General features: G+C 60.5%; 25 protein-coding genes and 2 pseudogenes. 12 read left to right on the top strand and 15 right to left on the bottom strand.

The window, feature by feature from the left end; genetic code table 11:
• Position 1: 1 nt before the first annotated feature.
• The 5 genes from QM685_RS22895 to QM685_RS22915 form a co-directional block, all read right to left on the bottom strand.
• Positions 2 to 949, bottom strand: coding sequence for a 2-hydroxyacid dehydrogenase (locus tag QM685_RS22895; protein ID WP_415119632.1), 948 nt, complete (start codon positions 947 to 949; stop codon positions 2 to 4).
• A gap of 117 nt (positions 950 to 1,066) precedes the next feature.
• Entirely contained in the window at positions 1,067 to 1,834 is a 768-nt protein-coding gene (locus tag QM685_RS22900) for an SDR family oxidoreductase (protein ID WP_415119634.1), read from the bottom strand.
• A 58-nt stretch (positions 1,835 to 1,892) separates the two neighbouring features.
• On the bottom strand, positions 1,893 to 2,225 hold the full coding sequence (locus tag QM685_RS22905; protein ID WP_415119636.1) for a hypothetical protein: 333 nt from the start codon (positions 2,223 to 2,225) through the stop codon (positions 1,893 to 1,895).
• Positions 2,226 to 2,279: 54 nt separating this feature from the next.
• Complete coding sequence (locus tag QM685_RS22910) at positions 2,280 to 3,512, bottom strand: hypothetical protein (protein WP_415119638.1); 1,233 nt, start codon at positions 3,510 to 3,512, stop codon at positions 2,280 to 2,282.
• Between the two features lie 32 nt (positions 3,513 to 3,544).
• Positions 3,545 to 4,528 (bottom strand): Gfo/Idh/MocA family protein, encoded by a 984-nt coding sequence (locus QM685_RS22915; RefSeq protein ID WP_415119640.1) that lies wholly within the window; start codon positions 4,526 to 4,528, stop codon positions 3,545 to 3,547.
• Positions 4,529 to 4,788: 260 nt separating this feature from the next.
• On the opposite strand from QM685_RS22915, the gene QM685_RS22920 reads away from it, so the two are divergent.
• The 9 genes from QM685_RS22920 to QM685_RS22960 all read left to right on the top strand — a co-directional run bounded on the left by QM685_RS22920 (position 4,789) and on the right by QM685_RS22960 (position 11,187).
• The gene (locus tag QM685_RS22920) at positions 4,789 to 5,586 is read left to right on the top strand and encodes an IclR family transcriptional regulator (RefSeq protein ID WP_415119642.1); all 798 of its coding nucleotides are present in this window, start codon (positions 4,789 to 4,791) and stop codon (positions 5,584 to 5,586) included.
• 143 nt (positions 5,587 to 5,729) lie between these two features.
• On the top strand, positions 5,730 to 6,608 hold the full coding sequence (locus QM685_RS22925) for an ABC transporter permease (protein ID WP_415119644.1): 879 nt from the start codon (positions 5,730 to 5,732) through the stop codon (positions 6,606 to 6,608).
• Between the two features lie 11 nt (positions 6,609 to 6,619).
• Positions 6,620 to 7,681 carry an ABC transporter ATP-binding protein gene (locus tag QM685_RS22930; RefSeq protein WP_415119646.1) on the top strand — a complete coding sequence of 354 codons (1,062 nt, stop codon included), beginning with the start codon at positions 6,620 to 6,622 and terminating at the stop codon, positions 7,679 to 7,681.
• 31 nt (positions 7,682 to 7,712) lie between these two features.
• A complete protein-coding gene (locus QM685_RS22935; RefSeq protein WP_415119648.1) occupies positions 7,713 to 8,771 on the top strand; it encodes an extracellular solute-binding protein in 1,059 nt (352 codons plus the stop codon).
• 10 nt (positions 8,772 to 8,781) lie between these two features.
• Complete coding sequence (locus QM685_RS22940) at positions 8,782 to 9,681, top strand: ABC transporter permease (protein WP_415119650.1); 900 nt, start codon at positions 8,782 to 8,784, stop codon at positions 9,679 to 9,681.
• An 85-nt stretch (positions 9,682 to 9,766) separates the two neighbouring features.
• Positions 9,767 to 10,006, top strand: a complete 240-nt coding sequence (locus QM685_RS22945) for a hypothetical protein (RefSeq protein ID WP_415119651.1) — start codon at positions 9,767 to 9,769, stop codon at positions 10,004 to 10,006.
• Between the two features lie 77 nt (positions 10,007 to 10,083).
• Positions 10,084 to 10,272, top strand: coding sequence for a hypothetical protein (locus QM685_RS22950; protein ID WP_415119652.1), 189 nt, complete (start codon positions 10,084 to 10,086; stop codon positions 10,270 to 10,272).
• 22 nt (positions 10,273 to 10,294) lie between these two features.
• Positions 10,295 to 10,648, top strand: a complete 354-nt coding sequence (locus tag QM685_RS22955; RefSeq protein WP_415119767.1) for a helix-turn-helix domain-containing protein — start codon at positions 10,295 to 10,297, stop codon at positions 10,646 to 10,648.
• On the top strand, positions 10,645 to 11,187 hold the full coding sequence (locus QM685_RS22960) for a hypothetical protein (RefSeq protein WP_415119775.1): 543 nt from the start codon (positions 10,645 to 10,647) through the stop codon (positions 11,185 to 11,187). The genes QM685_RS22955 and QM685_RS22960 overlap by 4 nt, the downstream gene beginning before the upstream one ends.
• Before the next feature lie 19 nt (positions 11,188 to 11,206).
• Here QM685_RS22960 and otnK read toward each other — a convergent pair.
• Positions 11,207 to 12,491, bottom strand: a pseudogene (gene otnK / locus QM685_RS22965) (3-oxo-tetronate kinase); the annotation flags it as partial.
• Positions 12,492 to 12,706: 215 nt separating this feature from the next.
• Here otnK and QM685_RS22970 point away from each other — a divergent pair.
• Positions 12,707 to 13,411: a GntR family transcriptional regulator gene (locus QM685_RS22970; RefSeq protein ID WP_415119654.1), complete on the top strand. Its 705-nt coding sequence runs from the start codon at positions 12,707 to 12,709 to the stop codon at positions 13,409 to 13,411.
• Positions 13,412 to 13,476: 65 nt separating this feature from the next.
• On the opposite strand, the gene QM685_RS22975 is transcribed toward QM685_RS22970, so the two are convergent.
• The 8 genes and pseudogenes from QM685_RS22975 to QM685_RS23010 form a co-directional block, all read right to left on the bottom strand.
• Entirely contained in the window at positions 13,477 to 13,821 is a 345-nt protein-coding gene (locus QM685_RS22975) for a putative quinol monooxygenase (RefSeq protein WP_415119656.1), read from the bottom strand.
• Positions 13,821 to 14,942, bottom strand: coding sequence for an isocitrate/isopropylmalate dehydrogenase family protein (locus QM685_RS22980; protein WP_415119658.1), 1,122 nt, complete (start codon positions 14,940 to 14,942; stop codon positions 13,821 to 13,823). Before QM685_RS22980 ends, QM685_RS22975 begins: the two co-directional genes overlap by 1 nt.
• 149 nt (positions 14,943 to 15,091) lie before the next feature.
• Positions 15,092 to 16,267: a porin gene (locus QM685_RS22985; RefSeq protein WP_415119660.1), complete on the bottom strand. Its 1,176-nt coding sequence runs from the start codon at positions 16,265 to 16,267 to the stop codon at positions 15,092 to 15,094.
• A gap of 202 nt (positions 16,268 to 16,469) precedes the next feature.
• The gene (locus tag QM685_RS22990; RefSeq protein ID WP_415119662.1) at positions 16,470 to 17,348 is read right to left on the bottom strand and encodes an N-acyl homoserine lactonase family protein; all 879 of its coding nucleotides are present in this window, start codon (positions 17,346 to 17,348) and stop codon (positions 16,470 to 16,472) included.
• Positions 17,349 to 17,427: 79 nt separating this feature from the next.
• Positions 17,428 to 18,879 (bottom strand): MmgE/PrpD family protein, encoded by a 1,452-nt coding sequence (locus QM685_RS22995; RefSeq protein WP_415119664.1) that lies wholly within the window; start codon positions 18,877 to 18,879, stop codon positions 17,428 to 17,430.
• 64 nt (positions 18,880 to 18,943) lie between these two features.
• Entirely contained in the window at positions 18,944 to 20,341 is a 1,398-nt protein-coding gene (locus tag QM685_RS23000) for an MFS transporter (protein WP_415119666.1), read from the bottom strand.
• Between the two features lie 31 nt (positions 20,342 to 20,372).
• Positions 20,373 to 21,344: an SMP-30/gluconolactonase/LRE family protein gene (locus tag QM685_RS23005; protein ID WP_415119668.1), complete on the bottom strand. Its 972-nt coding sequence runs from the start codon at positions 21,342 to 21,344 to the stop codon at positions 20,373 to 20,375.
• Positions 21,345 to 21,443: 99 nt separating this feature from the next.
• Positions 21,444 to 21,596: pseudogene (locus tag QM685_RS23010) on the bottom strand (Mu transposase domain-containing protein); the annotation flags it as partial.
• Positions 21,597 to 21,788: 192 nt separating this feature from the next.
• Here QM685_RS23010 and QM685_RS23015 point away from each other — a divergent pair.
• Complete coding sequence (locus tag QM685_RS23015; protein ID WP_415119670.1) at positions 21,789 to 23,120, top strand: TrbI/VirB10 family protein; 1,332 nt, start codon at positions 21,789 to 21,791, stop codon at positions 23,118 to 23,120.
• Positions 23,117 to 23,563, top strand: coding sequence for a TrbG/VirB9 family P-type conjugative transfer protein (locus QM685_RS23020; RefSeq protein ID WP_415119672.1), 447 nt, complete (start codon positions 23,117 to 23,119; stop codon positions 23,561 to 23,563). The genes QM685_RS23015 and QM685_RS23020 overlap by 4 nt, the downstream gene beginning before the upstream one ends.
• Positions 23,564 to 23,643: 80 nt before the next feature.
• On the opposite strand, the gene QM685_RS23025 is transcribed toward QM685_RS23020, so the two are convergent.
• A complete protein-coding gene (locus tag QM685_RS23025; protein ID WP_415119769.1) occupies positions 23,644 to 24,318 on the bottom strand; it encodes a TetR/AcrR family transcriptional regulator in 675 nt (224 codons plus the stop codon).
• Positions 24,319 to 24,435: the final 117 nt, after the last annotated feature.

Raw genomic sequence — 24,435 nt, forward strand, 5'->3', positions numbered from 1 at the left:
CTCAAATAACGGGAGTGGGCAGTGCGATGCCGGCAAAATGGGCGGCGAGATTGTCGCGCACCAACTTGCCCATCGCCTTGCGGGTTTCGATCGTGCCCGATGCGTGATGCGGCTGCACCAGCACGTTCTCGAGCGACAGAAAGCGTGGATTGAGCTGCGGCTCGCCGTCGAAGACGTCGAGCGCCGCTGATCCCAGCGCACCGTTTTCCAGTGCATCGAGCAGGGCCGCCTCGTCGACATTGGATGCTCGCGAGATATTGATCAGCATTCCCTCCGGACCCAGAGCCGCGATGACCTGCTTCGAGACGATATGACGCGTGGCCGCCGAGGCCGCCAGCGTAACGAACAGGAAGTCCGAACGCTCCGCAAGCTTCACCGGATCGGCGACATAGGTCATCCCCCCGGCATAGGGCTTCTCGGCGACATCACTGTAGGCGACGTCCATATCGAAGCCCCTGAGGCGCTTGGTCACCTCGAAGCCGACGCGGCCCAGCCCGAGTACGCCGGCGCTACGGCCCCAGACCTGGCGCTTCAGCGGATAAAGCCCCTTTGCGGTCCAACTGCCGTCCTTTACCCAGCGCTCGGCACCGATCATGCCGCGCGACTGGCAAAGCATCATCCCGATGCCGAGATCGGCGACGTCATTGGTCAACACGTCGGGCGTATTGGTGACGCGGATGCCTCGTTCCTGGCAGGCCGCGAGATCGACGGCGTCATAACCGACACCATAGACGGCGATGACCTCGAGCTTCGGAAGCGCCTCGATCACAGCACGCGATGCGCCAAGCTCCCCGCGCGTGGCGATGGCGCGGATGCTTGCCGCATGCTGTTTCAGGAAGGCGTCGCGGTCCTGCGCCTCGTAGAGCTTGTGGACGGTGTATCGCTCGTCGAGCTCTACGAGGTCCCATTCCGGATAGGGTCCCATCAGCAGGATGTCGGGTTTGCTCATTGTTTCCTCTGGTGAGTGTGCCTGGCCCCATGGCGCTTGCACGCGGCTAAAACTTCGTAGCCATCGCAACGATGGCCACCAGCGTTTGCTCGACGTCGAGCGTCGCGGCATCGCGTCTCAGAGGCTGACGGTGATGCCCCCGTCGACATAAAGCGTATGTCCATTGACGAAGGAAGAGGCTTTACCCGACAGGAACACCGCCGCGCCGACCAGTTCCTCGACGTCACCCCAGCGGCCTGCGGGCGTACGCTTTTCCAGCCAGGACGAGAACTCGGCACTGTCGACCAGCGCCTGGTTCAACGGCGTCTTGAAATAGCCGGGAGCGATCGCGTTGATCTGCAAGCCATACTTGGCCCAATCCGTGCACATGCCTTGCGTCAGATTCTTCACCGCGCCCTTGGTCGCCGTATAGGGGGCGATGCCGGGACGGGCAAGTTCGCTCTGTACCGAGGCGATGTTGATGATCTTGCCCCGGCCGCGCGCGATCATATGCCTGGCCACCGCCTGTCCGACATAGAAGGCGCTCGATACATTCGTCCGCAGCAGTTGTTCCCAACGCTCAACCGGAAAATCCTCTAGCGGAGAGCGGTACTGCATGCCGGCATTGTTGACGAGGATCTCGATCGGGCCGATCTCTGCCTCGATCGCATCCACGCCACGCTTCACCTTGTCCGCGTCTGTTACGTCAAAGTCGGCGACGGCTATCGTTGCGCCGGTCTCCCGCAACGCGCTCGCCGCGGCATCGAGTTTCGCCCGGTCACGGCCGTTCAGAACAACCGACGCGCCATGCTCGGCCAACCCGCGCGCCAGTGCAAACCCGATACCCTGACTCGACCCAGTGATCAGCGCCCAACGGTTGCTGAGGTCAAAACTTTCGAAGGCCACAATATGCTCCGGCAAAGTCACAACAATATGATTGCTCGCAACGTTGTTGCGATAGCGATTACAGCTCCTGCTCCTCGGCATCCATAACGTGGTGATGTACCTTGCCGGTAAAGAAGCGCGACAACACCTTTTCGGTTGCGGCCCGCGCCTCGATTCGCACGGGACTCCCAAGTGCCATGTCGACGGCTTCGAGGTTCGGATAGGTCACCGCCAGAATCATCGGAAATTCCTGGGCGCCCGGGTCGCGAGACCGGGCAAAACTCACGCGCACCGCATTCGCGTGGGGAAATTTCTTCCAAAGAGGCAGGACTTCCTCGATCACCGCGCGCTGAAACGCGGCCATTTGATCGGGGTAAACCTGCCCCTCGAAAAGCGCATATCGGATAATCATTCGGACGCCTCTTCTCTCCGGACCTTCATGTCGATCACGAACTTTTGCGCGCGGCTACGACAGCACGTTTGCATCGGCAAAGTCGGCAAAGTGCCTCCAATCCTCGGCGAGGACGTCATGAACGCCCTCACGCATATGGAAGGACAAGCGCTCGCCGACCCGGCTACCCGGCTCCGGGGTGGGCAACTCGACCGCGGTCTGCCAGGACACATCCGATCCGGCCTGTGCCTTGTCGCGGGGCAGCGTGCCGTGATAGCCGTATAGCTCCATCACGGGACTGGCATACACGGTCGACAGGAACTCGCCGCGCGGATCCGCATGGGCATCCAACGTCGCGCTGCTGACATGCACGGGCCGGGGTGCGATCAATGCCAGCAGATGATGCTGATCGACAGGCAGCGCTTCCAGATCGTCGGCATAGGCATTGAGGTTCTTCGCAAACCAGTGCGGGAACGTCTCGGTAATCATCGAAATCGTCTCGCCCGAAGCATGACGGAATAGCGATGCGCCCACGCAACCGGAATTGTTGCTGATGGCCGCCGCAAAACGGGGGTCCTGCGCCGCGGCCCAGAGGGCCGTCTTGCCCAGGCGCGAATGGCCATGCACGATCGCCGCGGTTGCGTCGATTTCCGGTATCGTCGCCAGCACGTCGAGAATTCGCGAAAGGCCCCAAGCCCAGGCGCCGATGGCCCCCCACATGTCCGGCGTGGGGGACGCGAGTTCCGCCTCGCTGTTGAAGAGACCGCGCACGCCGCCGGCAGCGAGTCCCGGCCCGTCCTCTTCCAGGTCCGCACAATGCATCGTGGCGACCGCATAGCCACGCTCAAGTGCAATGCCTACAGGCCAACGGCGCGCTTGTGCGGCCCGCTCTGCCGCAGCGGTCTCCCACCCCGCCGCACTTGCAAAACCCGGGATGACTTCGATCGTGGGGTCCGAGGTCGTCGAATGATTCCCCATGAAGTTGAGCCCGACAAAGACCGGAGCGGGAGAGGATGCCGTCGCGCTGTTCGGCGTATATAGCAGTAGAACCGCGGTCTTCGATTTGCGGGGGCCGCTCAGAGTGATCCTTAGTTGCGTCATCGTCGCGAGACCGTTCAAGGCTCTCCCGTTCCGGGACATTACCTCAATGCCGGTTACGCCCCCGCCCTCGGGCGTGCGTCCATACACCTGCGAGGAATAGAGTTCGATCAGTTCCGGCTTTCGCGCATACTCCCATTCGCGCGCAGTATGCGGTCGGTCCTTGTCACCCCAAAGGCTGGGTAGCGCAAGCGAAAGTTCATTTTCCATGGTCATCGCCGGTGCAATTCCAGGATTCATCTCTACGCTTCAGCCGGATATTTGAGACCGATTTTCTCTCTGACCTTGTCCATGGTTTCGGCGATTGCGACGGATTCGTCGAGGGTCATACGCGGACTTTCGGTGAGGCCGGCAGCAATGCAGCGCTCGACCTCCTGGGCCTCATACTGCTTGCCCCAGAACGGATAGGGCTCGGAGAAGTCCTCGATGACCTCGTCCTTGCCGTTGATGAGCTTGAATTTCGAGGACTTGTAGAACACGGACCCGACTTCGATGCGAGCCTTCTCACCGATGATCGTTGCCTGGTTGGGCCCGCGCGCGTTCATGGCCGTCTGCAGACTGGCGATGGCACCGTTGTCGTACTTGAAGATCATCGAAGTCGACAGATCCACGCCGGTCGAAGTCATCGTCGCCACGGCGGTGATGTCCTTCGGTGTCCCCATGATATCGGACGCGAAAGATACGGGATAAATGCCCAGGTCCAGCAGCGCGCCGCCACCCAGCGCGGGATTCCACAGCCGCCCGACCGGGTCGGTGTTGAGGCTCTGATAGTGATCGGCAATAAACGCCTTGATCTCGCCCAGCGCGCCTTCCTTGATCAGTTCATGAATACGGACGGTGTGCGGCATGAAGCGGGTACGCATCGCCTCCATGGCGAACAGTCCCGTCTCGCGCGCCACGTCGCGGACCCGGCGAGCATGCACTCCGGTCAGCGTGAACGGCTTTTCCAGCAGCACGTGCTTGCCATGACGCAATGCCAGCTCGGCATGCGCCGCATGCTCGGAATGCGGCGAAGCAATATAGACCGCCTCGATATCGGGGTCCTCCACCAGAGCTTCGTAGCTCCCATACGCCCGTGCCGCGCCGTACCTGGCGGCAAATTGATCCGCCCTCTCCTGACTGCGCGATCCGACCGCCAGCAATGTCCGTCCTGCGGACTGAAGATCCTGCGCAAACAATGCTGCGATGCCGCCGGGTGCCAGAATGCCCCATTTCAACGAACCCATTTGCTTCTCCCTTGCAGTTAGCAAAACCATGATTCCGAGACAGACTGCAACTACGTCATCCAGTACAATATACTGTACGTGATTCAGTATATTGAGTCAATAACCCGCCAAGCTCGCAGGGGCAGCGACGGGGAGCCAGCCAATCCGGACTGCGTTGACGTTGTAAACGAACAGCAGATCTGGTTTACTCTCGATTTTTGGCGGGGCGGCGGATGGACTCACGGAAACCGAAAGGAGCGTCAGTGTCGAGTCAAACGAAAATGGAAAGCGTCGTGGCGGCGCCAGGCGGCATGGACCGCGGGGCCGCGCCAGCGGTGACCCGGGCCGTTGCCATATTGAATCTCCTGGCTGCACGTGGCGCACCGCAAAGCCTGACGGAAATTGCCGTTTCTCTTGGAATCGCCAAGTCGTCAGTATTGAATTTCTGCCTGGCGCTGGAGGCCGGTGGCCTCATCCAGCGGCAGGAGCTCGGTTACACGCTCGGTCGCCGCACCGTGGAACTCGGGGGCGCCTACCTGAGGTCGTTCGACCAGGTAAGGGAGTTTTACCGAATCTGCTCTGAATCCGCAGTGCTAGGTAAACAGCTATTGCAGATCGCCATGCTGGACGGACGCGATGTACTGTATCTGGCGCGCCACGAAGGGCACAGCCCGATGCGGATGTCAGCGAGCATAGGCGACCGCTTCCCTGCCTCTGTCACGGCGGTGGGAAACGCGCTGCTCTCCCTTATACCGCCTGCCGAGATCGATACGCTCTATGCCGATCTCGAAGCCTGGCCCCGCTTCACTGACAAGTCGGTGGCCTCGCTATCGGCACTCCATAAAAAGCTCGCGAAGGTACGTGAGAGAGGTTACGCCCTGGATGAGGGCGAGGTGTTTTCGAACGTTGTGGGACTCGCGGTGGTCATTCAGCCTTGCAGAAGCAGTCGGACTGCCTTGGCGATCGGCGCCTCGATGTTTGCGCCCGATGACGCGCCCCAGCAGCGAAACGACGTCATAAACGAACTCAAACGCGCCGCGAGCCTGTTATCTCCTCCTATGCTGATCGCGGAAAGTTGACGCTCCAGCAAGCGCCATGCGGGAAACCCTGACACGCTCGCCGGTTGCTTGACGCAATATACTGAATCACGTACAGTGGGCTGTACGTGATAGTCGTTACAGTCTGTCCATAGAATCACGGTTTTGCTGCACGGGAGAAGCAAATGGGTTCGTTGAAGTTGGGCATTCTGTCACCTGGAGGCATCGCTGCATTGTCCGCCCGGGATCTTCGGACCACGGGCCGGAAATTGCCGGCGTTCGCCGCCCGAACGCTGGTCGTGCTCGTCTACCTGTTCATTCTGAGCCCGCTCGTGTTCGTCATCTGGCTCAGCTTCTTCAAGGACGCGATCTTCACGTTCCCGCCATCGGGCTATACCGCCTCGTGGTACATGAACGCATGGCGCAATGCGTCGTTCGCGAACGGTTTCGTGTTCAGCCTGCAACTCGCGGTGCTTGCCGCGCTGATTGGCGTGAGTGTCGGGGTCGCCGCCGCACTCGGCATCTCGCGCCGCCGCACGCGGGGCGCGGCGCTCATCAATCTGCTGCTGCTCGCGCCGCTCGTCGTGCCCGGAATCGTCGCCGGCATCGCCATCTATTTGTTTTATCTTCGCGCGGAAGACCTGCTGAACATCGACCTCGTCGGCACCTTCGGCGGCCTGCTGCTCGCGCACGTGTGCCTGACGATCCCATGGACGATGCGGCTCGTCTCGGCCGCGCTCGGCGGGCTCGACACGAGTGTCGAGGAAGCCGCGCGCAATCTCGGCGCGAGCGCCTGGCAGACCTTCTGGCGCGTCACGCTGCCGATGCTGCGGCCCGCGATCGTCGCGTCCGCGCTGTTCAGTTTCATCATCTCGTTCGAAAACCTCGAACTCGCGCTGCCGCTGGTCGGCCCCGGCCATACGACGCTGCCGATTGCGATCCTCGAATATCTCGAGTTCAATCTCGATCCCACCATCGCCGCGGTGTCCTCGGTGCAGATCGTTCTGCTCGGCATCGTGATGCTCATCACCGACCGCTTCGTCAAGCTCAGTCAGGTTCTCTAGAGTCCGCTCACATGGCACAGGTCGCGCTCCGCAATCTTCGCAAGCAATTCGGCAACGCCGTCGCGGTCGCCGACTTCTCGCTCGGTATCGCCGATGGCGAAATGGTCGCGTTCCTCGGCCCGAGCGGCTGCGGCAAGACCACCACGCTGCGCATGATCGCCGGCTTCGTCGAGCCGAGCGGCGGCTCGATCGAGATCGGCGGACGCGACGTCACGTCATTGCCGCCCGATCGTCGCAATACCGGAATGGTGTTCCAGCGCTACGCGCTGTTTCCGCACATGACGGTCGCGCAAAACGTCGAGTTCGGGCTGAAGATGCGCAAGCTGCAGACCGCCGAGCGTGACGCACGAATCCGCGAAGCGCTCGACATGGTGCGCATGACCCAGTTGCGCGATCGTTATCCGCGCCAGCTCTCGGGCGGCCAGCAGCAGCGGGTCGCGATCGCGCGCGCGCTCGCGGTCCGGCCCGAAGTGTTCCTGCTCGACGAGCCGCTGTCGAATCTCGACGCGAAGCTACGCGTCGAGGTCCGCGACGAAATCCGCGCGCTGCAGCAGCGGCTCGGTCTGACGACGATCTTCGTCACGCACGACCAGGAAGAAGCGCTGACGATCGCCGATCGGCTCGCGGTGATGCACGACGGCCGGGTCCAGCAGATCGGCACCGCCGACGCGCTGTACGAGCGGCCGGCCAATCACTTCGTCGCGGATTTTCTCGGCAAGATGAATTTCTTCGAAGGCGGGTTCGATCAGGACGGCCGGTTCGTCACGCGGCGCGGCACGCCGATCGCGCTCGGCACGCTGCGCGATGAGCACCCGGCCGCGCGCGTGATCGGCCTGCGTCCCGAGCGGCTCGCGCTCGGGCGCGCACCGGTCGCTCACGCCCATTGCGTGCCGATTGTCGTATCGTCGCTCGTCTATATGGGCGCGACGCTCGAGGTGCGCGCGACGACCGAGCACGGCGATCCGCTGATCGCGCATCTGCAGAACAACGCGCTCGCCGACCCGGCCCACCTCACCGCTGGCGGCACGACCTTTGCCCATTTCCGCAGCGAAGACTGCGTTCTCTTCGATTGACCGCCCACACCTACCGCCCGGAGCGTCCGAGATGAACACCCGCCACAGCCGCCGCACCTTCCTCAAAACCGCCTCGGGTCTGATGCTCGCGCCGTCGCTCGGCCTGGCCACGCGCCCGTCGCTGGCGGCCGCCGCCTGTCCCGACGTGATCGTCGGCACCTCGGGCGGCGATTACGAAAACCAGCTCGAAGCGAACGTCGGGCGGCTCATCAAGGCCCAAGGCGGCAACGTCACTTACGCGACCGCTGACCAGATCACGCGGATGACGAAAATGCGCGCGGAGAAAAATTCGCGGCATGGCTCGATGGACGTCACCTGCATGGCCGACGTCGACATGTACGACATGAACGCCGCCGGCCTGCTAGCGCCGGCGACCGACGCGGCGGTGCCGAATCTGGTGAACACGTTCGAGCAGTTTCGCAAGCCGTATGCGATCCCGCACATCTTCAGCGCGATGGTGATCATCTACAACCCGGAGAAATTCCCGACGCCGCCCGACTCGTTCAACGCCGTGCTCGATCCGCGGGTCAAAGGCCGCATCGGTCTGACGGACATTTTGTTCCACTACAACGCGATGATGGGCGCGCTCGCGAGCGGCGACAAGACGGGATCGCTCGATTCCGGCATGAAGTTTCTGCGCGAGCTGAAGAAGAACCAGCCGAAGGTGTATCCGTCGAACGAGACCACCGCCGCCGCGCTGAAAAGCGGCGAGGTATGGATCACCTGCATGTGGAAAGCGCGCGCGATCCAGTGGAAGAAGGCCGGCCTGCCCGTCGCGTTCTCGTTCCCGCGCGAAGGCGCCGTGACCGCGATATTCGACGCGGCGGTGCCGAAGAACAGCCAGGCGGCTGCCTGCGGCTTCAACTACCTGAACGCGATGCTCGACCCGCGCGCGCAGCGCGGCTTCGCCGAGACGATGGGCTACGCGCCGACCGTGCGCAACGCGGCGCTGCCGCCGGCCCTGCAGCAGCAGGTCGGCTTCACCGACGCGGAACTCGCGAAGCTGCTCAAGATCGACTATGCGAAGGTCGCCGCGCAGAAGCCCGGTCTGCTCGACTACTGGAATCAGGACTTCAAGGTCGGCCTCTGAGCGCGCCGCGATGAACCCATCATCCACCCTGCCGGCCCCTGCGCGCAAGCACGCGGCGCGGGAGCGTTCGGGCCCATGGCTGGCGTTGCCGGCGAGCGTGATCGTGCTGATCGTGATCGTGGTGCCGGCACTGCAGCTCGTGCGCTACAGCCTGAATCACTTCGATCCGCTGACGCTGATGAAGTCGGCGTGGACGCTGGAGAACTACGTCCGTTTCTTCACCGATCCGTATTTCTCCGACGTGCTGTTCACGACGCTGAAGATTTCGGCACTGTGTACGGCGCTCTCGCTCGTGTTCGGCTTTCCGGTCGCGTATCTGCTCGCGAAGACGCGCAGTCGTTTCAAGAGCCTGCTGATGATGCTGCTGGTGTTTCCGCTGATGGTCGGCAACGTGGTGCGCGCGGCGGGCTGGATGGTCATCCTCGGCAACGCCGGCTTCGTCAACGCGCTGCTCGTGCATACCGGCATCGTCAGCCAGCCGATCCGGCTGCTCTACACGCCGCTCGCGGTCGTGCTCGGCACCACCGGCGTCGTGTTGCCGTACATGGTGCTGACGCTACAGAGCGTGCTCGAAGGCATCGACCTGTCTGTCGAGGAAGCCGCCCGCAATCTCGGCGCGGGCTTCATGCGCACGTTCGTGTCGGTGGTCCTGCCAATGTCGCTGCCCGGTATCGCCGCCGGCTCGATGCTCGTGTTCATCCTGTGCATGAATGCCTATGCGACGCCGGTGCTGCTCGGCGGCACCAGCCTGACGATGATGACGCCGGCCATCTACGACCAGATCGGCAAGGCGTCGAACTGGCCGTTCGGCGCGGCGCTCGCCCTGATCCTGATGATCGTCACGCTCGGCTGCGCAGTCGCGTCGAACTGGCTGATTCACCGACGCTACGCGAAGACCATGCTCACGTAGCGAGCGGATATCCTGTGTCCCTCCGCACGGGGTCTCGTTCATGGAACGGTCACGAGCGGGAGAAATCAGGACAAGACCAGAACCCATGCTGATTCATCGCGGAACGGATCGCCCCGCCCGACTCGATCACCGTCTCGCTTATAGCCTCGCGTTCATCGCCGGCGCGACGCTCGCGACAGTCGTCGTCGAAGCGGGGCTGCGGTGCGGCATCGTCCGGATTTTCGCGCTCTGCATCCTGTCCGAAGCGATGCTGCTGCTTGTGCTCGCGATCGTCGACATGCTCTATACCGCGAGGGCATCGTGCTCGTGCTCGTGCTCGGGCTGAGCGCGTTGATGGGCTTTCAGAACGCGGTGGTCACCCGTATCTCGAATTAGCGCGTCCGCACGACGCACATATCGGGCATGCCGACCGATATCGGCATCGGTCTGCTGATTGCGATGCTGGTGCGCGGAGAGCGCACGGACAACCACGCCAGACATGTCGAACAGCTCAGACTGCACGGTTTCACCGTGTTGGCGTTCTGCGTCGGCGGTGTGCTCGTCGTGATCGCCTACAAGGCGCTGGGCGCGTTGCTGTTGCTGGTTCTGTAGCACGAATGTGTCCGGTTTTTGGGTGCGGCATGAAGCCACCCTTGAGCCGGGCACGCTGGTTACAGGAAACCCGGGAGATGAGATTCGAAGAGGCATACACGGACTGGCGGAGAGTCGGCTGACGCAGGCCGAGGCGGCGCGGTTGCTAGGGGTTTGCGAGCGCACGTTTCGCCGGCAGACGGACCGCTATAAAGCCGACGGGCTGGACGGGCTGATCGACAAACGGCTCGAGCAGATCTCGCACCGGCGCGCGCCGGTCGATGAGGTGGTCAAGCTGGTGGAACTATACCGGCGCGACTACGCGGGCTGGAACGTGCGGCATTTCCATAGCTGGTACCGGCGTGAGCACAGTGGCGCGCAGTTACAACGTGGGTGAAGAACCAGTTGCAGCAGGCCGGTGAAGTCAAACGGGCAAAGGCCCGCGGCAAACATCGCAAGAAACTTGAGCGCGCGCCACTGTCGGGCATGCTGGTGCATCAGGATACGAGCTGTCACGAGTGGGTGAGCGGGCACGACTGGGACCTGGTGGTGACGCTGGACGACGCGACCGGTGAACACCTGTCGATGTTCTTCTGCCAGGAGGAAGGCACCGCGTCGAGCTTTCATGGCGTGGGCCAGACGATTGCGCGCCACGGTCTGTTCTACGCGCTGTACACCGATCGCGGCAGCCATTATTTCCATACGCCCGAGGCTGGCGGCAAGGTCGACCGCTCCAACCCGACACAGTTCGGCCGGGCGCTGGCGCAACTGGGCATCGAGCATATCGCGGCGTACTCGCCCCGAGGCGCGCGGGCGCTCGGAGCGCGCGTTTGGCACCCATCAGGGGAGGCTGCCGCGCGAGCTGGCCAAGGCGGGCATCACCGACATGCAGCAGGCCAACGCGTATCTGGACCAGGTTTATCTGCGGCGCCATAACGCGGAGTTTGCCGTACCCGCGAGCAAAAAAATCAACCGACCCGAAGTTACCTGATTTGAGCGCAAGCACGAGAGGTGTCTCGCCGACGCTCACTGTAAGCGGCACGCCCGGATCAATGTTCGCTCCGATCCTCAGCATCTTCACATCAAGCGCCTGAACCACGGCCCCCGAGGTTTCGCCACCCGCAACGACAAACTTGCGCACGCCGCGTGCTTTCAATTTCCGGGCAATCAATGCAAGCATCTCCTCCACCAGTCTCCCCGCAGCAGCACCGAGTTCTCCCTGCACGGCCTTCACCTCATCCGGTGCGGCTGTTGCGTAGAGCAGCACGGGCCGCGGTTGCGCCGCCCGGAGATGCGCTTCGGCAAACGCGAGTGCGTTTTCGACGACCGGTTCGCCGCGTGCGAATGCTCCAGGATCGATACGCATGCCCGGACGGCTGCGCAACCACTCAGCGACCTGAACATTGGTCGCCTTCGATACGCTCCCGGCCAACACGACGGCTGGCCGGTCCACGACCGGCAGGCGGGCGGGCCTGACCGCTGCATCGAGCAGACCGGCACGACGGAAATTGTCCGGTAAACCGACTGCGACGCCGGCACCGCCCGTCACCAGTCGAAGATCGACACACGCCGCGCCCAGTACGTGAAGATCCGCGTCGGTCACGACATCCGCAATCGCGAATCGAACGCCATCCGCACGCAAGCTTTCGATGACGTGGCGCACGCCATCCGTCCCGCACCTGACCGCCTCGAACGGAATCAGTCCGACCTTTGACTTCGTCTGCCGCTGCAATACACGCACGAGATTGGGATCGCGCATCGGGGTAAGCGGATGGTGTTCCATACTCGACTCGTTGAGCAACCGGTCTCCGACGAACAGGTGGCCGAGATACACGGTGCGGCGGTTTTCCGGCAACGCCGGACACGCGATAGTGAAATCCGTCGCCTGCCGCGCCTCCGGCCACAACGCATCGAGCAACGCGTCCGCGACCAGGTCGATATTGCCCAGGTCCGTCGAATCGAGCGTCGAACAGTACTTGAAGAAGAACTGAGGGCACCCTTGCTCACGCAGCCAGTCGAGCGCGGCGAGTGCCTGCCCGACTGCCTCGTCGGCGGCCCACCGTGCGCGACTTCAAGGCAACCACGATAGCGTCGGCATCGATCTTTCCAGTGGCGGCCGGCACGCCAATGGTCTGAATGACGCGCATACCAGCGCGCGTGAGCATACTCGCGAGATCGGTACCTCCCGTGAAATCGTCTGCAATACAACCCAGCAATGGGCGTCGTGGTTCGGCATTCATGCAATCTCCTGCGAGGCCGTTGTATCCCCACCCTGGAAGGTGGCGGTCAGCATGCTCCAGAACAAAGAATATTCAAATGCGTATCCCGTCCCATATACTATGACGTATGAGATAACGCATACATAATGTCGTGCAATTCCAGCGTCCGGCGAAGACAAGCTTTAACTTCGCGCCCTGCCCATCAATCTCTTCAATTTCACCGAATGGAGTTTTCTTTGGCATCCAGCGACGACATCGCCCAATCCGGCGACAAGCTCACCGCAAGTGTCCCGATGACGCAACTGGCTTATCAGGAAATACGCCAACGGATCATGGATAACGAATGGCCCGCAGGTATGCAGGCAACCGAGAAAGAAGTGGCGACTCGACTCGGGATGAGCCGAACCCCCGTACGCGAGGCATTGATGCGCCTTCAGCACGAAGGTCTGGTGAACGTCGTACCGCGCCATGGCATGCGCGTGCTACCGGTGTCCGCCGAGGACATGGCGCAGATCTATACGATCCTGACGTCGCTGGAAGCCACCGCCGCAGAACTGGTCGCCGCTCGCCGACTCGGCGCAGCCGCGCTACAACCGCTAAGAACGGCATCCGACGATATGGATCGCGCATTACAGCAGGAAGATCTCGATGCATGGGCGCAAGCGGATGAGCGTTTTCATCGGCATCTGCTGGATTTGTGTGGGAATACGATGTTGCGCAATATCGTGCTGAATTTCTGGGATCGCGCACATCGAGCCCGCATGGTGACACTGCGTTTGCGAACCCGGCCAGCGAATTCCACGCGCGAACACGCGGCGCTCGTCGATGCATTGCAACGGGGCGATGCCCCAGCCGCTGCACTGATACAGCGGGAACATCGGCAACGCGCGGGAGACGAGTTGCTTCACATTCTGAAAAACACCGGACTGCATCAGCTTTGAATATCCGTACCTGGAACGAGTCGGCGAAGACATGGCGTTTGGCTGGAACATGACTCATCACCGGTCTAGTTGTGATCCGGAAAATCCGGAACAGGTGATCCCCGTTCACCAAGGTGAACGTAACGCGAGACGTGCTTTTCGGTGACCCACGGTGTCGTGGCCTCGTTGAATTTCAGAAAATGCGATGAGGTCAGATGTGTGTCGAAAGCTGCCGCGCTCTCGTACACCTCGTATAAAAAGAACAATGGCTCGTCGGCATGCTCGTTGACGTCGAAGACGTGGCACAGTTGTTCCAAGGAGAGTGACTCGCGCGCATTGTTCAGTACCGCCCGCCGAAAATCATCACGCTTCACCGGATTCACGCGAAATGTAACGGCAACGACCAGCCCGCCTGCAAGTATCGGATCCATTACGCAACCTTCCGCAAAGCAGTGGGCAAGGCATCGATGACTGCCGCGGTCATGGCGGCGGTATCCGCGTTTCCACCATATTCCATCGGTACGGCGGTCTTGCTGGACAGGGTCAGTTCGATCGCACATTCGATCAGCCTGGCACGCACCGACAGACCCGACTCGCCGTGACGTTCGGCCAGCCAATCGAGCATCATGGCCCCCGACAGAAACATGGCGCAAGGATTTGCCTTTCCCTGCCCCGCGATATCCGGCGCGGTGCCGTGCGCCGGCTGAAACAGTCCATGATCGTCACCGATATCGCTGGAAGGGGCCATCCCCATACCGCCAATCAGCCCCGCCGCCAGATCCGACAAAATGTCGCCGAACATGTTCTCGGTCACGAGAACATCCAGAGACCATGGCTTCTTGACCATCGTCAACGCCATGGCATCGACATAGGCATAATCGTGCGAAATCTCGGGATGCCGGGCCGCCACCTCATCGAACACCTTGCGAAAAAAGGCCATTGAGGCAAACACGTTCGCCTTGTCGACACAGGTCACCCTTGCGCGCCTTCCATTGGCCTTGCGCCGTTCTGCGATGCGGAAGGCAAATTCGGTCACGCGTTGCGTGCCGGACCGTGTGACCTGCATCGTGTCGTAGGCCTCGCGATCGTCGAGAACCTGGCCCCGTCCCCGTGCATAGAACAGGCCCTCGGTCTGCTCCCGGACCAGAACGAAGTCGATATCCTGCGCGCGCTCGTCCGCGAGGATTCGCGGCAATCCGGGGAACCAGCGGATGGGCCTCACCCCTGCATATAAGCCGAGCGCCATACGCAGATCCAGCTGCGGAATGATCTCCGTACCGTCGGGGTAACGTATGTCCGGCCATCCCATGGCACCGAACAGAATCGCCTGTGAACGCCGGCACGCCTCCAGCGTCCGCTCAGGCAATGCCTCGCCGCTCCTCGCATAAAACTGGGCACCTGCATCGTACCGGGCAAAATGCAGAGCCGGTGCGCCGCATAGAGGCTCAACAGCCCGCAGAAGGTCGAGACAGGCATGAGTGACTTCGACACCGATACCATCACCGGGCAACACCGCGATGTCGAGGGTTTGAGTCGTGGATGTTCCGTTCACATAGACCTCACAGCAGGTAAATGGGTCGATGAAATTAATACGTTAACGTATACAATAATGATGAGAGTGACAAAAGTCAATTCCGCGGTACGGCGGGGACATCCGTTCGTCACGTGAGGAATCGTTGATCTCCGGCACAGAGCGGCTTTTCAGAATTTGTGACGGATACCGAGGTGAATTAGGGTTTGTCTGTCGCTGCCTGACGCCGTTTCGGTATTGATGGCGGCGACGGCCGGGAGATTGAGCGAGTTCGTACCGGATGCCTTCTGGTATTCTGCCAGTACGTAGGCGTCCGTGCGCTTCGATAGCAGGTAATCCAAGCCCGCCGCCACCACCTGATAAGTGGCTCCGCCGCCTCTCCCTGCGAGCATCGACACTTTCCCGGCCTTCGTGTAGTCGTATTCCGCGCCGACGATCAACGTCGGTATCAGCTGATACTGAATGTTCAGCTCGGCATTGTTGAATGACACGTTGCCCGAGTAATGGATCGGATTGGGGCCACTGCTGAGATCGCCGAGTCCTCGAAAGGAAATATTCGAGTAGGTCGTCCCGAGCGTCGCTTTCCCGAGCCGGTAGGCACCACCTGCGCTCACGACCTGATAGGTGTGCGCAGACAGAAACCCACTGAACACCGGCGAACTGTTGTTTGCCACCGTAGCCTGTGGGGTGCCCGACGTGCCGTTGCCGAAAAAGCTGACGTTCGCGTTCCGGACGTTCAAGTAGCCCACGCCCAGTGTCAGGGGCCCATTCGCATAGCCAGCCCCCAGGGAGAACGTCTGATTCCTGCTAACGTCTCCGGCAACGCCGCCAAGACCGTATTGCACCCCAAAGGACAGTCCGTCATAGCTGACGCTGTCAAACTTGATCGAGTTATTGGCGCGGAAAGACCGGTTCATACTGTCGAGGTCGCCCGGATGCGCGGCCAGACTGCCAGCCCACTGACTGCCGAACTCGAAGGGACCAACGAAATCCATCTTAACGTCATATTGGCGACCCAGCGTAACCTTTCCATAAGGGCTCGACAGTCCAAAATATGCCTGTCGTCCGAACAGCAACCCACCCTGTCCCAACTTTCCACTGTTCGGATCGAAGCCGTTTTCCAGTAGCAGAATTGCCTTGTTTCCATCACCGAGATCTTCCACGCCTTGAAAACCGAAGCGGCTGCCCACACCGCCGCCCATCGCATATGACCGATGCCCTCCCACATTGCTGAGGTAGTTGATGCCGTTATCAACGATACCGTATAGGGTGACACTGCTCTGCGCATTGACCGTGGTCACCATACCGGCATAGGTGGCAAACGCCACCGAGCAGATCTTCTTCATCCCGCCATCTCCTTTGCTTTGTTTTGTTATCCTTAGTAATATGACGAAATATTTGAACCATCCATACCTCGATTACTCGACAATTCATTACAACACAAACACCAGTCTGCTAAATTTTATAACTTAATATCATCGTTTCCGATATCGCTTTCCTCGCATACCACTTCTTCTCTATAGCGAATTTACTTTTATCGCCCACGATTCAGTTGTAGTATTCGGGCGACTTCTTCAACTGACTAAATTGAATATAATCATGCGGTATCCAGATGTTTGCGTTGATTTTCTTTGCCAACTGCAAAATCCTGGCTCTCGACAGGAGAGTGGTCGGCCGATCGTCATTGTTTTGGGTAAAGTTGGTCTCGAAATCCTTGGTGTAGTGCCACAGATCCCCCGAAATGATAATCGGACCGGTTCTTTTCAGATTGACAAGGAGACTGTGATGATCGGGGGTATGGCCTGGCGTCGGGATGATGATGATCGACCCATCGCCGAATACGTCATAGTTCTTGTCGTCCGGAATGGTAATGGTCTTGGTATCCTTCAGCGAGGAAAAAAGAGCTGGATCCGTGTGCTCAGGGGCATTACTGGAAAGCAGCTTGTCACGCGTGATTTTCGAAGTCAGCCAGGTATCGTTAGCGAACTGATAAAGGTTACTGATGTGGTCCCAGTACTGGTTGGCGACCGCCACATACTTAATATCGTCCGGCTGGTAACCGATTTCGGCGAGCTGTTCCTTCAGGGGTCTGGTCCCTTCGGCATAGAATTTCTTGGGCGAAATACCGTCCCCCTTCCACAGATTGTCGGGTATCACGCCGGTGTCCCACAGCAAAGTTCCCTTGCCAGGATCCACGATCAGATAGCAACCGTTCGACAGATTGGTTTCCTTCAGATCCTCTTTCTTATAACCAAATTTATTGGGATTGTTGTAGAGAAGGACACCGCAATCGATGACGTAAAGTTTCAGATCGGCATCGCTCCCCGCCCCTACTTTTACCAATTCGGCTGCAAATGTGTTCTGCGTAACACCCGTCAACACCGTCATCGCACACAAGCTCAAGATTCTGGCAATCGACTGCTTCATAACGTTTCCTCCGTTTATATGAATAGAGAAGCGATCGTCGACACGGCTTCCTTTCCGTGTACCGCGATGCCTTTCCTGTTTACTGACAAAGTGCAATCAGTCCGGCGATCGCTGGCGCCCGATTCAACTCGGTGACGGCGGCCACGATCGCGTCCGCTTTTGTACCGTGGAATTTCTCCGGCAGATTCACCCGGAATTTCTCCACGATTTCCGAAGCGGTCATAGGATTTTCCCGGCTACCACGGTTGAATGGTTCGACGCGTTCGAGACGGCGTCCGTCAACGGCGTCGACCACGACCCATCCCTTGAACTGCTTTCGATCCGTCGGATTCGGGTCGGCCTCGCAAACGATTTTTTTTGCCAGGGTGAGGATCGCCGGATTGAACAGACTCTCGTCCGCGTAACTGCGAACATCAAGGTGCCCTGTGTGCAAGGCTTCGGCAAGCGTGTATTGCAGGCTGATGCGCCCATGCCATGCGGTCTTCGGCGAGAGTTTCTCCGCCACCGGTTCGCATACGACGGTAAGCCAGTCCGGATGTACCAGGCAGCGAATTTCCCGAACCTGCTCGGCACGTAACCCCTCCTGTCGATACAGATGCAGAATCGCATCGAGAAATGGGTGAATAACGTGACCAACCGGATAGGGCTTGAACGAGAGATTGCGGCTCTCCCATTCGTCGCCGATTCTGTCCAGCAAGCGATCGAAGCGGAACGCATAGTCTGGTTGCTGCACATGCGAACGAAAGAAACCCCAGCGTCCCTCGAAAATTCTCGCGGGGCCAGTCAATCCTGCTCTAGCCAGATAAGCAGCCGTGATGCCGGCATGTGCCGACCAACCGGGATGCAGGGTTTTGGCGTGAGTATTGTCAGACCAGCATTCCATACTGCCCGAGGTCATGCTGCCAGCAATGCCCACCGCATTTCGCGTCGTCGCAACATCGAGTCCCAGTAACCGGCAAGCAAGGTAGGTTGCACTGAATGTGCCAACCACCGCCGTCGGATGAAATCCATTGGGCAACAACACGTCGGGCGCGACGATGCCGATACGGCAGGCAAGCTCGTTGGCCCCGGCGATTGCAGTCAGGACCGCGGGTCCCGGCGCCTGCAGACTTTCGCCTAATGCAAGCGCCGTCGTCACCGACGTGACACTCGCATGAATGAGCGTCTCGTTATGTGTGTCGTCGTATTCGAGCGCATGCGCCATCAGCCCGTTCGCCATGGCTGCCGATGCAGCCCCCGTCCGCTCACCGAATCCCAGAATTGTGCTTTCGGCCTTCCCTCCCAGGGCAAGCGCCGCATCGTGGGCAATCGGACCATAAGACAACGCGCTACCAGCCAGTGTCACGCCGATGACGTCGAGCATCCGGAGTTTCGTCTGTTCCAGCACGTCGTCGGGTATGTCGCGATAATCCAGCGCGGAAAGCCACTGAGCGGCACGTTCGCTGTATGACGAGACATTCGACCCGTCATACAACACCGCATTCCCTGCCTGTACTGCACCGGATGCCGTGTTCAGGTTGGTTGACGTCACTTTTTCCAATCTCCCGGTTACGCTTCAAAACGAATTTAATACGCAGTGTGCTGGGATCTGCCGGTCAGGCGATGGACGTTTTTCGTCCATGCCTTGCCCCCCAGAAGATCGCAAACACCGAAACCACCAGCAGCAGCACCAGTGGACCAAGCGCGAGCGTGAAACTGCCGGTCTTTTCGCGAATGAGACCGATCATGTAGCTGCCGCCAAACCCTCCGAGATTGGCCAGGGAATTGATCTGGGCAAGGCCCACCGCCGCGCTGGCGCCCGGCATCCAATCGCTGGCAAGCGCCCAGAAAGGTCCCTTGCAGGCGTAGGTTGAGGCAAGCGTCAGGGCAAAGATGCCGATGGAGAGCGGCAATGAAAGAGACAGTGTCGAGCACGACAGGCAGATGGCCGCCACACAAAGCGGAATTGTCGTATGCCAGATACGCTCGTTCGTACGATCTGAATGCCGCCCCCACCAGATCATGCCGAGCGAAGCGAGTGCAAACGTCAGGGCATTGAGCACGCCGACCCGGGCATTCGAAATGTGGTAACTGCTGATGATCTGGGGGAGCCAAAGCGCAAGACCGTTCACGATCGAAGACGACCCGGCATAGACGAATATCAGGATGATGACCCGTTTGTCGAATAGCGCCTGCCAGACGGGCACTTTCCCGGCGGCCGAACTGGTCCTGCGCTCATTCTCGAGTTCCCGGGTCAGCCAGTTGCTTTCGTTCTCGGTAAGCCATCTGGCCTGATGCGGCCGATCGCGCAGAACGACCAGCGTAAGGATGCCGAGCATCACGGATGGAAAGGCTTCGACGAGAAACAGCCATTGCCAGCCATGCAGACCGAACCGGTCGTCGATATCGAGCAAGGCAGAGGAAATGGGCGAGCCGATCACGCTCGATATCGGCAACGCCATGAACAGCACACTCACGGCCATTGCCCTGTAGCGTGCAGGAAACCAGTAGGTAAAGTAAAGCAGCAGTCCCGGGAAAAATCCCGCCTCTGCCGCCCCCAGAAGGAAACGCGCCAGATAAAGCGATATCGGTCCGGTGACGAACGCTGTCGCCATCGAGACGATGCCCCAGCTGATCATGATGCGCGCGAGCCATCGGCGCGCCCCGAATCGCTCCAGTGCCAGATTGCTGGGTATCTCGAACAGGAAATACGCCACGAAGAAAAGACCACCCGCCAGCCCGAATTCCGAAGGAGACAGGTTGATATCGTGATTCATCTGCAACGCGGCAAATCCGATGTTCACCCGGTCCACCAGCGAGACGAAAAAGCAGAGTACGGCAAACGGCAATATCCGCCAGGCAACCTTGCGCATGGTCACGCGCTGAAGCTGCGCTTCCAACGCGACCTCCTCAGCCTCTGCCGCCACTGCGTCGTCGTGAAATTGATGCTCGGCAGGACGATTCATGTAAATCATCTTCTTTTTTCCCTGAAACGAGTTACGTCGCATCTGCATCCAACCTCACCACTTGGGGCAAATGCCGTGATTAGTACAGCCAATGCACGGAGGCAAGGCCGGCTACAGGAGAGCGGAAACGATAGACGCAGTCGTCGAGCAGACATCCCAGATACGCGGTCTTCAGGTCGGAACCGCCGAAGGCGAGGCTCGAAATATTGCCAAGGTAAGCACCGCCCGATCGATCGAGATGCTCACGCGACATCGAATTGTTCAAATAGGCTGCTTCCACCCAGGCCAGGTGCGCCTCGTCGCAGTCTTCGATGATCAGTTGCTGTTCGCCGGATGGAGCAATCCGGATCACGCGATTGCTGACAATGCTCGTGATCCAGATGCCGCCTTCCGCGTCGAAACACAGACCATCCGGAAAAACACCTTCGCCAAAGACCGTCACGGTTTCGCGTGGACCGAGATCACCGTTGCCCCCGATGCGAAAGCGGCTCAGGCGCCGACCAAAGGTTTCGTTGACGTAAAGCCACTGCCCGTCCGGGGAAATTTGTGCCTCATTGGTATAACCCAGTCCATCGGCAACGATGCGTGCGCACCCCTGATCCAGCAGAACGACGAATCCATCCGCGACATCGCGGCGATAAGCTTCGGCGCGAGGCTGGCGCCGTGTACTGACGGTGAGCCAGATACGCCCCTGCACGTCGAGTAACGGAAAGTTGGAAGGGGGCAAACACACCCCGTCGACCTCATCAAGCAGACGAGTGACCTGCCCCGTGCGGGTTAGCCGATAAAGGCCGCCATCGTGCTCGCCCAGATCGGCAACCAGAAAGCTGCCGTCGCGGCAGAGGGCAATGCCGTTCGGGCGCAGGCGCGGCCCGCTTCCGGATTCGGCCAGGTACAGCTCGGCCGTCCCATCGGGCTTGCGATGGGCGACTCCGCCGCGCCAGTCGGCCGTAAAGACATCGCCTCGCCAGTTCGTCAAGACACATTCAGGCCGGACCAGTCCTGATCCGACGCGAGCCAGCGAGTCGATAGTAACTCTGGCTTTGGTCATGGCCTCTCCACAACTAATTCAATAACGTATGCATTATTATGAGGAGGCAAGCCTTTAGCAAGCTTTTCAATGTGATTTTCTTACTAGCATTTATACCTACAGGCTGATGGGCCGGTTGGTGAACGACGCTGGCATGCTGTAGCGGTTGCGCTGGAAGGTCACGAGGCAGGTTGACGAAACACGTTTGGTGGGTTCAACGCAGCCATCGAGCGGTTGGCCAACCAGCATCAGGTGTAGCCGCTCGGCCGACCAGGCGTCCCAGATCATGTCCTGCAGCTCAAAGCACTCGCCACGGCGCTCGGACACGAAGTCCAGTACGACGTACGGTCTGCTGCTCAGACGCGGCAAGGAGGAAGTCCGGGTCTTCAACGGTCGCGGTCACGGGTGTGGCCTGTTCGGCTGTGACTCCGCCCGCATGAAGAACGTCTACGGAAAGTCGTGACCATGGCCGCTCCCGAAAAAAGCAGCGCCCCGCTCACGCAGGAACCGGCGAAGCTCACGCGCATTCGCCGCAATCTCGCGAAAACGCTGCTGATTGTCCTGTGCTCGGCGCTGCTCGCGATCGTGCTCGTCCATGCGCTGTCCCATCCCCACGAGACCGCGGCCGAACGGCGCGAGCGTGAACAGATCGAGGCGGACGCCCGGCAGCCCAAGGCTTCGCCCGATGCGATCCGCAAGCGCCTCGAGGACCAGCGCAACCTGGCACTGGCTCGTGCGGGTGATGCGGCATCGGGCGCGAGCGCCCCGCTCGGCGGTACGCCGCTCGACGGCATCCCCAAAGGCGTGCCCGGAGACGACAGCGGACCACTCCCCCGAAACTACCGGAATGGTGGTGAGGCACCGGGAACGGGCGATGCCGATCGCCTCGCCTTGCAGCGGCAGATCGAGGCCATGCAGAGCCAGTCGCTCGTCGCCTACGAAGACACTGGCAGCGGCACGAGCAACGCGCCCGCCGGCAATGTCTCGCCGCTCGATCACATCGCGGACAACCTGTCGCAACACCCGGACCAGCAGACGGCGGCGGGCCGCGCCGCTACGAGCGGCGGCGAGTCACCCCCATCGGGACGGTCCTCCGTGAGCGTATCCAGTGCGACCGATCATCGGAACGCCGACTGGATCAGGCAGCAGGGCGAAGGAAACGACGACAGTGTCCCGCTGGTCCCGGTTCCTGTCAGTTCGCCCTACATGGTGATGGGGGGCACACCGATCCCCACCGTGATCCTGCAAGGCGCGAAGAGCGACATGCCCGGTACTTTCCGCACGATGGTCGATCGCGACATCTACGACAGCATCGACGGAAGCTGCCTGCTGATTCCGAAGGGCACGCGGATCCTGGGTCGCACGAATAACGATGTGGCGATCGGTCAGGACCTGATGCTGATGGCCGCCACGCGGATGATTTTCCGCCACGCCTCGATGCGGCTCGACGGCCTGACCGGCAACGACCCCGATGGTGATGCCGGTGTCAGCGCCGACGTCAACAATCACTTCTTCAGGATCTTCGGATCGACGTTCCTGATTGCAGGCGTCGCGGCCTGGATCGGCCACAACCAGAGCCAGTCGAACGGCACGACGATCAACATCAACGGCAGCATGTCGACCGATCTGTCGGAGGCAGCCGCGCAATCGCTATCCCAGACCACGCAGACGATCCTTCAACGCAACATGAACATCCAGCCCACGCTGCGGCTGGAGCCGGGTCAGCGCATCACGTTCATCACGCAGCGCGACATGCTGCTGCCGCCCGGCACCACTGACGGGAGTTGCCATCGATGAAACCCTTCACCGCCCTGCTTTCTGTAACCGTACTGCTCACGGCCTGTCTGCTTCAATCAGCCTGCGCCGAACCACCGACCGCGACGGGACCGGTCTACGACTTCGACTGGGATCTGGGCGGTGACACCGCAGTCCGGCCATATCAGGTATTCGACGACAGCCAGCGGATCTACCTGCAGTTTGATGACCGGAAACGCGTGCCCGCCATCCTGGCAGATACGCCGGGCGGACCGTTGCTCCTGCGTTGGCGCCCTGACCCGCCCTACGTTGTGGTCGACCACATGGAAACCGCACTCCTGTTCCGGGAAGAAACCCGGACAGCGCATGCTGTGCGCGCAATGTCCAATGGACCGCCTGCCAGCGCGCATTTCGGCGCAGCGTTACCTGCGTCGGCGACAACGTCGGGTTCGCCCCGCCGCCACCACGATTCAATGGACCAGTGATACTGGTGTCCGTCGGATTCGCACGGTGACATTTCTCGCGCAAGAAACAGACACTTCGTCCTGCCCGGCGATCGTGATATTCAGCCGAGCGTGGCCAGCGCAGCCTTCAGGACGGCACGTTTGAATTCCCTGGGGCATCGCGTTAATGATGAGAACGGGCTCAATACATGGCTATAGGCGACGGTTTTGCTGATGCCGTTGGCCAGCAACATGAACATGATCTCGGGATCCTGATCCGGAACCTCACCTGCATCAATGGCATCGATGAGCAAGGGCACAAAAACATCATGAAACGGCCGGACCACCCGCTCGATCAACAGGTCGAGACGCTCCCCGGTTTCGGTAGCGGCAGTCGAAAAAAACATGCCGACGTCCGGCGTCATAAACACCTGGTCAATCAGGATCGATACGGCATTCTCGACTCGGGCTCGCGGACCCAGACCCGATGTCTGACGCAACGCCGCCGTCTTCGCGATCATGGGCGCGGCTTCTTCAGCGATCTGATCCACCACCGCTATCCACAACGCGGCCTTCGAACCAAAGTGATGCGCAACCAGCGCGGGATCGACGCCGGACTCCCTGGCAATTTCACGCACACTCGTCGCATCGTATCCGCTCCTTGCGAACGCGCGGCGAGCACTCCGAAGCAACGCATCGGCGCCACCAGCATCGCTACACGCAGGTCGACCACGCGGTCGACGCGGGCGGGCGGTGATCGCAGTAGCAGGTGCCGCGTTGTCGTCCGGGTGTTTCATCAGCAGCACGTCTCGGTCGAAGGAACTTCCGAAGTTTAACCGGTACGCTCACGCGCACACCACCTCGTGCCACGTTTGACATGCGTCCGCCAGCGCCGTAGTATCACATTAATTCAT

The organism is Paraburkholderia sp. (assembly GCF_047605525.1).
In the GTDB taxonomy this organism is placed as follows: domain Bacteria; phylum Pseudomonadota; class Gammaproteobacteria; order Burkholderiales; family Burkholderiaceae; genus Paraburkholderia.